This window comes from Cohaesibacter gelatinilyticus (assembly GCF_900215605.1).
Taxonomy (GTDB): domain Bacteria; phylum Pseudomonadota; class Alphaproteobacteria; order Rhizobiales; family Cohaesibacteraceae; genus Cohaesibacter; species Cohaesibacter gelatinilyticus.
The window spans coordinates 399,803-410,564 of sequence record NZ_OBEL01000004.1 but is presented as its reverse complement, the minus strand read 5'-3'; the positions used below and the strand labels follow the sequence as shown (position 1 = coordinate 410,564).

General features: G+C 45.8%; 1 protein-coding gene. It reads right to left on the bottom strand.

What is annotated here, in order from left to right:
* Positions 1-10,741, bottom strand: a 10,741-nt coding sequence (locus CRO57_RS17775) for a calcium-binding protein (protein ID WP_244580139.1), incomplete at its 3' end; no start/stop codon positions are given.
* Positions 10,742-10,762 lie beyond the last annotated feature (21 nt).

The window sequence follows — 10,762 nt, the reverse complement described above, 5'->3', positions numbered from 1 at the left end:
CATTGATATGAGTGATTGTCAGATCACTGCCATTCTTACTGAAATCATTGGAGAGAACATGCAGATTGGCTTCTCTGTTAACTCCCAACGTATAGGTGTCAGGATTGGCAGATATAGGAGCTGTGGCTGAAAACTCAAAATCATCTGCATGCAGTTCAGCCAATGTAATGTTGCTAAGGGTGATGGAATTATTGGCATCAATATCGATAATCACGTCAGGGCCATTTTGGCGAGCAGCTGCAATCATTTGCGCAAAATTGTCAAAACCCCATTCAAAACGAATGACATCATCACTACCTGCACCAGCTACGAAATCCATAACAGTGTCATCGCCATCGCCAGTAGCGAAGATGAAGATATCGTCGCCAGCTTCACCAAGAAGCTGATCAGTCCCTTCACCACCAGCAAGACTATCATTACCAGCACCACCGATCAGATAGTCATCACCTTGGCCGCCATCGAGAGTGTCATCACCATCATTGCCATAGAGTGTGTCATTCCCGCCAGCTGCGGTGAGCGTGTCATTCCCATCCAGAGCCCAGAGAACATTCTCACTACCATCGCCAACCATGTTGTCAGCCCCGGAAGTACCATTCGTTGGTGAAACGATTTTACCCGAAACCGTTGCATCGAAGGAGTTGGTGCCGTCAGTCACTGTATAGGTGAAGCTATAGTCGCCAGTGGATCCATAGAATGGTTTGACATTGATGCTGTTGTCCGCATTCAAAATCAATTTGGCAAAATCCGTATAGATATGCCAGCCCGCTGACATTGCGGAGCCATTGATATGAGTGATTGTCAGATCACTGCCATTCTTACTGAAATCATTGGAGAGAACATGCAGATTGGCTTCTCTGTTAACTCCCAACGTATAGCTATCAGGATTAGTAGATATCGCAGCTGTGGCTGAAATAACCTCTTGCACTGACATTTGTGAGCCATCGGAGAATTGAATATTCTCTATGTTCACACCTTCGTTGGCCAAAAGGATCTCACCAGCATCAATGCCACTGGCCCAATACAAGCGCAGGGTTTTTCCGTTCTCAGGTTGGTCTGGATCGACTGGCAAAACCTCCAGTGAAAGTTCATCGATTGTCAGATCTTGTAGTATGATTGTATCGGAACCACCGTTGCTGGTTTCTCCATCAGCGGAAATCAAGATACTGCCAGACGATTTGGTAATTTTATATGTATCATCACCTTCCTGCCCAAGCAGTTCTCGCACCTGGAAATCATCCACACCGCTAATCTCAAGTTCATCATTCCCCAGACCACCAGAGATCGAAAGAAGGTCAGAATTACCAGAGATTTTGTCGTTAAAATCAGATCCCTTGATATGCTCAAAGTTACTCAATTCATCACCTTGAGCAAAACCACCGGTTTCAGCGATAGTGTCAGATAGATCGATATCAATAGCAGCATTAGAAGCTTGATATGAGATGATATCTTCGCCAGCACCACCATCCAATTGGTCAGCGCCCAGACTTCCATCTACATTATCGTTACCAGCACCAGCAGTGACGTAATCATCGCCACCGGTTCCACCCAATGTGTCCTTATTTGAGGAGCCGTCTTGCCATCCTTGTGGCAACGAATTTAGAGCCTTGTTTTCAAGGTCAGAGGCGCTCCACACAGTTCCATCTGCAAACTGGATTTCCGTTACATGATAGCTGCGACCCGTCAGTGCAGGACGAAGCTGATCAACAAGATAGACCGATCCATCTCCCCCAACAATGTGCAAGCGAAGATCATTTGGGGCTCCATCTACGCGTACGACTAAAACATCTTCAGGTGCGATATTCTGACCAAAAACTAGCTTGTCATTATTGGTTAGATCGGCATAAGAACTAATTCCACCCTCAGAAGTGATCGTATCATGTCCATCGCCCAGGTTGTAGGTATAGACATCATCATCTCGGCCTCCGGCCAACTGATCATTACCTTGACCACCGGAAAGCGTGTCCGCTCCATCGCCACCTTCGATAATGTCATTGCCGCCTTCACCTGCCAGAGTGTCGTTACCCGATAGACCTTTGATAGTATCATCGCCGAGGCCACCTTTGATCAGATCGGGCTGATAGTCAAAACCAATCAACTGATCCGAACCATCGGTCGACTTGGCCAAATCTGACATGATCTCATTTGCCAGAATGGTAGTGCCGTCCTCAAAGACAATCTCTGATATTGCAGGTGAACTATCCTGATTAAAACTAAACATAGTAAGAACCTTGATAGTGTCACCTGTCGGCAAAACATCAATGAACAGCATGTCTACGTTGTTGGTATCGTAGTTATCATCCATCCAGCTCTCGGCCGTTCCCCGCCTAAAAGCAATATCTGAGACTGAGATACCGGCCCCGAAAACAAGTTTGTTGTAGTTGGTATTGTTTGTTGAAGAGCTCTGAATTATGTCGCTGCCGTCGCCGAGTTCGTAGAAGAAGACGTTGTTTCCAGCGGAATGATCAATAACATCATCCCCAGCACCACCGTCAAAATATGCACCATACGCTGCTGAGACCAAGTAATCGTCTCCACCAGTTCCGTTTTTCACATAACTGAAGTTGTTAGCCGGATAGGCCTGCGTGAATGCTTCCAGGCTATATGATGTACCATTCGCAAACAGCAACTCGTTGACGCCGCGAACACCAAAATTGAGCGACAAATCGTTCGAAATAAAGCCTGCGCTGCCATCTGCCAACCCAATGAAGACCTGCCCTTTATTTAGAGTGATCCCATTTGGTAGGGCTGGCTGATTGGGATTCTGTGGCGCATTTGAAGACCAATAAGCAGTATTGACATACTCTTGCCAGTTCCTCTCATAAATGACGATGTCTTCAGGATTGATCCCATCTGCAAACTGCAGTTTCAAACTAACAGCTTCATCATATTGCGCACCGGATCGGTCGACCCCACTATCTCTGTTTATGACAATTACATCATCTTTGCCTGAGGCATGAATGATATCATTCCCTCGTCCGCCATCAATAATGTTGCCACCACGATCACCGTTTACATCTGTAATATTTTCAATATTGCTGTAGATGGTATCGTTTCCATCGCCTCCCCTCAGGTGGTTCGTGGAATTGTCACCAACGATGACGTCACTTCCTGAAGTGAATTTGATCATTTCTTCAAAAATACGCTGCCCAGACCAGATTGTACCGTCTGAGAATTCCAGCTCCTCGATGATATGACGAGTACCATCTCCGATTTTCTCAAACTGTTTCTCAACAGTTAGCGTCTCACCGGTTGACTTAATTGTGATGACCAGGCTGCTACCAAAGTCATAACTGTCTTCATATTCGCCCTTAGCTCGACCGATCTCGATATCATCAGGTGTCAGTCCATTCATGAGACGGATCTTATTTCCACCATCATGGCTATCCAGTACGGGATTGCCAATATTGTGAGAGGTATCATCGTACTTGATCACATCGTGACCGCTACCAACGCCGAATTCGAAAATATCGAAACCGCCATTCCCATACAGGATATCATCACCGGCCCCGCCGTTAATGACATCCATACCATTTGTTCCGTCCAAAGTTTCAGAGGCGTTCGTACCGGTCAGAGCCTGGCCAGAAATTGATGGCTTCACAGTAACGGTAAAGGTTGTGGCAACGGAGGCACCTTCATCATCCTCCACAGTCAGACGAATGCTATACTCCTTGGAGGAATTATACTGCCCTTCGGCACCATCGTGGGGATTGCCAGAGAAAGTAAGAGTTACCGGGTCAAACACGATCCATTCCGGAAGCGGATCGCCATTTTCCAATTCAGCAGAAAACTTAAAGCTCGAACTATCAATATCACTGAAAAAGCGCTCAGGAACTGAAAACTCAAAATCAGTCTCTATGGTAAGGTCCGGAGCAGATATTTGATTTTCGATTGTGGGTGCATCGTTTATGCCTTCCACGACAAAGAATGCCCCAGTTGATGCGCTATGACCGGCCTGGTTCGTCGCTGTGACCAGAATAGAAAAGACCCCAACATCATCGTTGTCTGGAGTTCCACTAAAGGTCGTTCCGTCAAACGTTACCCATTCCGGCAATGGTTCTCCGTTGTCCAATGTTGCTGTAAATGTCAGCGTGTCGCCTGGGTTCTGCGCTATAAAGTCACTGAAATCTGGTGTGAAGGAGAAAGATGCATCTTCACGCGCAACGATGTTGTCGAGCGCCCCATTGAGACGCGGTGCTTCTGCAGTATTATTCACCGCTCCTGAAGCACGTTGCAGGATATCGTTGGTGCTCCAAGCCGTTCCATTTGAGAAAATCAAACTTCCCACGGAGCCCGCAACTTTCAGGTCAGCTCCGCTACCAGAGAAGTAGCCCTCCAACGTCAGGCTACCTGAACCCTTGTTCGTTGTAATCAGAAGATCAGATCCGTTCAAGATTGCAAGAGTAACATCAGTCTCCACAATAGTGTCGTCGAAATAAACGCTATCAACCGCAAGCTCGGCTTGGCTATTGACGACGCGATCAGCCCCCCCGTTTGCGTCGAACGAGATTACATCGTATCCGGCACCTGTGTCGAACACATCATCACCAGCCCCCATGGCAAAGACTTCGCTGACTCCCGAGCCCACGACAGTGTCATTACCATCTGTCTGTGAGGATTGGGATGCAAATGCTGCGATTTCGGTTCTGGAAACAGTCGTCCCATCAGCAAACAGCACCGCTTCAACACCACCGTCGACCATCTGGTTCTGCAGACGAATTTGGTTGCCGTTGGAGAGCTTTAACAGAAGATCATTTGTGTTGAGAGGATCAATCGCATATTCGATATCGCCCGCTGAAATGCCTGAGCTGAACACCAGTTGATCAAAACCGTTGTCTGCTGTTTCAACGATCACATCGTCGCCGGCGCTGTAATAGTAATTATCATTCCCAGCTCCACCACTAAGTGTATCGTCACCTAGTCCCCCTGAAATGCTATCTCCATTGACAGTACCGGTGATGGTATCATTGCCATCAGTCGCCTGTGTCTGAAGTGCCATTGTCTGAAGCTCACTTTTGGTAAGAATACCATCAGCTTCGAAAACCAATTGTTCTATACCACGTGCATCACCAGCTAGCTGATTGGTGAGTGTGATACTACCGCCATCAGGCAAGGTCAGAACGAGATCAAGTGGATTTTGGGAAGAAATCGATACCGAAACATCTGATTTGGAAATACCACCTCGTAGCTCCAAACGATCAATATATCCATATTGGGTAATTGATGCGTCATCACTGTCATTCACGACGTCGGCACCATCACCCAGATAATATACATAACTATCTGCACCTTCGGCACCATCGAGAATATCGTTCCCCAAACCTCCATGAAGGATCTCATTTGCAGGTTGATCAGAACCAAACGAGCTAATGGTATCGTTACCGTCTGTTGCTTGATCACTTATCAAACGGTTTAGCAGAGCCGCTTCATTCAATGCAGTGTCATCTTGGAATACAACTTGGCCAAAGGAGTTTATCCGACTACCAGAAGAATAGAATACATCTTCGAGGAGAATTTGATCGTCACTACCCACAAATTTAACAAGCAGATCACTGCCAACTTTTGAGAATTTGGCATCTCCGGACTCGTATCCCTTGATCAACAATTGATCATTCACGGAAAAGTCCTTAACGGTGTCCTGCCCACCACCTTTTGAGAAGATAACTTTTTCCCAGGCAGAACCAAGATCGATAACTCCCGAGTCCGCCCCGTTGAACGCATGAGCACGTCCTTGGTTATCATCGTTAGGTGTTGCAAAACTGGTGCTAATGATACTAGAGCCGGAAGCTTGCTGATGCAGCGTATCAAGAATCTGATCTATACTGTGTTCGGTGCCATCGGCAAACTCTACGGTAAGGGCTCCTCTCTCGACAAAGTCTTGAACAAAAATCAGATCATCCGGGCTATTTGCGAATGAAATTCGCAATACACCATGTGAGTTCAAAGCATAGCTTACATCTGCTTTCGCGATAGTTTCATCCAGAACAATTCTGTCTCTACCAGCTTGTGACGAAGAAATTCCCGAACCAATAAAGTCCTTCCCGTGACCAGCGGAGAACTGGAAAATATCATCTCCGGCACCTCCAAGAAGCGTATCATCGCCCCGACCACCAACAATAAGGTCATTGCCGCTGTTGCCGAGAAGCAGATCATCGCCCTCATCACCCGTAATTATATCGTCACCACGACCGCCGAGAACGATATCATTACCATCATTACCGCGCAGGCGATCATTACCAATTCCGCCATTGATGAAGTCGTCACCATCGCGCCCCGCGATGTTATCGTTTCCACCTAGACCAATCAGTTTGTCATCCAATTCGGAGCCATTCAATCGGTCAGACACGTTCCCACCTGTCATTGTAGCGTCTGCACCAAGCGATTCATTCGCTATTTTATTGGCGGTATCCTGATCAATCATTTCACCGTCGGCAAAGACATATTGTTTAACCGAAGTACTAGAAATCTCAGTCGCACTATCAGCCTGAACATTTTCAAGAGTAAGCGAGTTTTCGCCATCCAAAGTCGTCCATTTAAAATCAGCAACTTTCTCCTCGGATACAATTACACCGCCACTCACAATGTGATTGTAGTTTTCAATGCTGAAATCAAAATCGCTTAGATCATGCTGGGTGAATTCGACAATATCTTTGTTTTCTTTAAGTGTTTTCTCACCACCGGACCAATAGCTAAGGCGGTCATTTCCGAACTCACCATCAAAGACATAGGTCACTGCATTTTCAGAAAAATGATCGACCACAATCTGCTGAAGGCTATCATCACCGCCGCCGCCACTAATGGTATTTGCGCTCTCGGAATGCTGAATAGTATCGTCACCACCTTCACCATAGAGCTTCTGCCCGGCTCTAAAGCCCTTCACAATGTCGTTGCCTGCATCCGCAAATACGACAGCGTTATCAGTTCCTGCGTAAAGTTGATCCGCACCAGCGGTGCCAGAGCCATTCTCAATCTGGTTCACAATCTGGGAACTGTTCCAAATAGTTCCATCGGCAAACTCAACGGAACTCAACACAGAGGTACCAGAATAGTCTTTGACTGTAATCGTACCGCCATTGTTGCCTGAAATCGTGATGACAAGGTTCAGACTATGTGAATTTGGATTTGAAGGATCGCTGTTCTCCTGCAACACCAAGCTGAGATCTTCAGGAGATATGCCAGAAGCAAATATCAGCTGATTGATACCTTCATGATCAATGATCGTATCGTTCCCGCTGCCTCTTTCCCAGTGATAGATATCATTGCCAGCTCCACCAGCTAAGATATCATCTCCAGTAGTCGCTCTGATATCGTCGTCACGATTACCTGCACCTACAAAAATGTCAGAATTTGCGGTCAGATTTTGCGCATAATATTTATTGATTAGGTCTTCACGCTGCCAAATGGTTCCATCGGCAAACTCGATTACATCAAAACCACCAATATTTACATCAAAAAGCCCGTAAGAAAACTCGTATTGGTTCTTAATCGTGATCGAGCCTGCCCCATCACCAAAACTCAAGATCAGGCTATCAGAATCCTCTAGAGAACCACGCAGAGTGACATTGTCTGGCTGAATGCCATAACCAAGAACTAACTTATCTTGATTGACTTTTGGCACTGAGATCAAAGTGCTAGCACGATCATTCACCGTAACCGTGTCGTTCCCATCGCCATGGTTAAACAACACGGTATTACCTGAACTTCCGTCAACGACTCCATCGCCAATGATGATTGTATCATTACCTTTGCCACCGCTGACATGATCGCTGCCATCACCACTATCGATATAGTCGTTACCATCTCCGCCAAAGATTGTATCATTGCCTGAATGACCAAACAGACGATCATCGCCAGCATCGCCAGAAATAAGATCATTCCCAAGTCCACCAAAGATTTGATCGTCAGACCCACCCCCCTGAAGTGTGTCATCTCCACCTCGGCCGTAGATAACATCATTGAGAGCAGAGCCATTCAGTTCATTAGCTGTATCATCCCCTTCTAGCTCAAGGCCATGCGAGACCAGATCAGGTAAATCCTCTTCATTTTCCGGTGTAGTGGCAGGACGTTCAACGGTGATAATGTTCCAAGCATCTCTGGTTGCCTGATCCATCTCAGACCAGCCTACAATCCGAATTGTTGTCGAGCCAAAGGTAATCAACCTATCTGTCTGACCGCCAATCAGCCCAGGAACATCAACAAAGGTTACTGTTTCGGTATTGAAGCCATAAAGAGCAATGGTATTACCTGACGAACCATCACGGATGATATTGTCTCCATCATCATCATCAAAGTGATAAGTATCGTGTCCACCACCACCAGAAAGATCATCATTGCCCTCACCTGAGCGGAAGACATCATCCCCTTCTCCAGCTGACAACGTATCATCACCATCTGTTCCACCACGGTGATACGGAGTGGCTTCACTATGCTCTCTCCTGGACTTGGAAGGAGTGGGGCTTTCTGGATTGGTTGGATCGGCAGGATCACCGGTCTGATCATCTATTTGCGGAGGAGTATGCCCGGACGGTTCAAGAGCCTTATCACGATCAGAGGGAGAGTAATCTTCAGGGATATCATACTTGCCATTGCGGCTGGTACCTGTATCGATACCTTTTCCTAATCCGTCAGCTTGAAGATGAATACCAAAATCACCCTGTTGCCATTCACCGATGATAATTTCCTGCTTTTCATCTTCGGAACTATCGACAACGATTTTTAGATTATAGACAACCCCACTCTCGACAACGTCGACTTTTCGGCCGAGTGAATCTGTGACTATATATTCTTCATCATGTTTTCCGAATATTCTCTGCTCGGCGATGCTGATGTAATTTTCATCCCACGACTGCTTTTCACCGAGCGCGAACCCGCCAAACACCATAGATAAACTGATACCGAAAATACCAGTGCCAGTCGCGAGATTTTTTGCGGTATCAAGAATGCCCAATACGTGATTATTTCGAGCTTGAAGCCAATCCGAGTTGGTCAGTACATTGCTATAAATGCGATCAGATAGAAAAGGATTATAGGATTTGAAATCTTCCGTGCGCTTCTCGAAAATATTAAAATCGAAGGATGCCCCGCCGACTAACTGTTTACCATCCAGAGATATGATTGCATTGCTACGTTCAGCCTGAGATAGAGAGCTATGCCCACTTATGCTATTTGTCTGTTCTTCTTCTGCAAACAGCATATTGAAGTCAAAACGCATTGGACCAGCAGTGATTTCGCTTCCATCACCACTATTGATATGAATATCGTGATTGCCGAGCCCAAAATACAAATTAAGATTGTGATTCAGCCCATCAATATACGCGACTTCATCCAAATCAGTCATGGCAATGGCTTCAACACCAAAGAGATTATCGGTGAACTCATCTTTAATTGGAGTCAGCGTGAACTCGCCTGAGGTCCATGTAAACGAAGCAGTAAAATCATCACCGAAGCCTTCTTTCGAACCGACCCTTAGTTCAGGACGTGTGTTATCGTAGACATCAATTTCCGTTCCGGAGCCCTGGAAGGAATAATAGTCTGAGTAATAGACACGATCAAATCCAGCCTCTCCAATGATTGTCTTGGAGCCATATCCTTCCACAAAGATATAGTCATCGCCTTGACCACCATTTACAATATCAACGTAACTGCCAACCCAGATTTGATCATTACCGTCTTCACCTAGAATCTGGGATTCATTATCGTCTTTTTTTGCCGAGACATAAAAGCGATCATTACCATATCCACCGGCAAACATCCCAAATGTATCTGAGCCAATAATCTGGTCATTTCCAGCGTCACCATAAATCTCATTCTCAGTTTCACTGGCGTAGATTAAATCATTGCCTAGTCCACCATGGATGATATCAAGAACACCTTCTTCCTCAGACTCATCGGACTCAGAATTGGCAAAAATAGTATCGTGACCACTATCTCCCCAGATTTCATCAGAGCCAGTACCGCCAGCTATAACATCATCATCGATACCACCATGGATCTCGTCAGCACCTTCTCCGCCTTCGAGAATATCATTTCCGGCATCACCCCAGATGATATCATCACCAGCCCTTCCACGAATAATATCGTTGCCTCCGAACCCTTCGATTCTGTCTCCAGTGTTAACGTCATTCGATCCTGTGATAAAATCAACACCATCGCCGCCCATGAAAATGATAGCACCATTCTTGGCCTCAAGAACAAAATCGGCATGTCGCTTAATATGAAACAGACTTTTATCTTCATATGAGCTAGGCAAGTCGACATCGGTTGTAAATGAGATTGCCAAATTATCTCTGAGCCATTCAACAAGAGAACTGCTGGCATAGTCTTGATAGAGTGAAGTAAATTTTGTACCCGCGAATACAAGACCGGTAACAAGGCCAGCTGTTGTCAAAGCAGGAATTGCCGAAGCCATAAGCGCCGCAGATCCAGCAACTACACCTGTTCCGATAACAAAACCTGTTCCAATGGTTGCTATAACTTCAATAGCACCTCGAAGTGCTGCAAATTCAGCAGTATTGGAATCGTCCACTTCGTTAAATGACTTATGAGCAGCAAAAAAGCCAGTAACCGCAATATTAGCCTTCGAAGTTTCATCGAGGTATTTTGCAAGGATTTTTATGTTATCTGGATCGGTAGCTTGATCGTAAAGATATTTGAACGCTGCCTCTAAGGCATTTAACGAACTTCCTACAGCGTCACTTAATTCTGACCAAAGTTCTTCTTCTGTTAAATCAACGATACTTGTCATAAATTCGACCTATTCAAATCA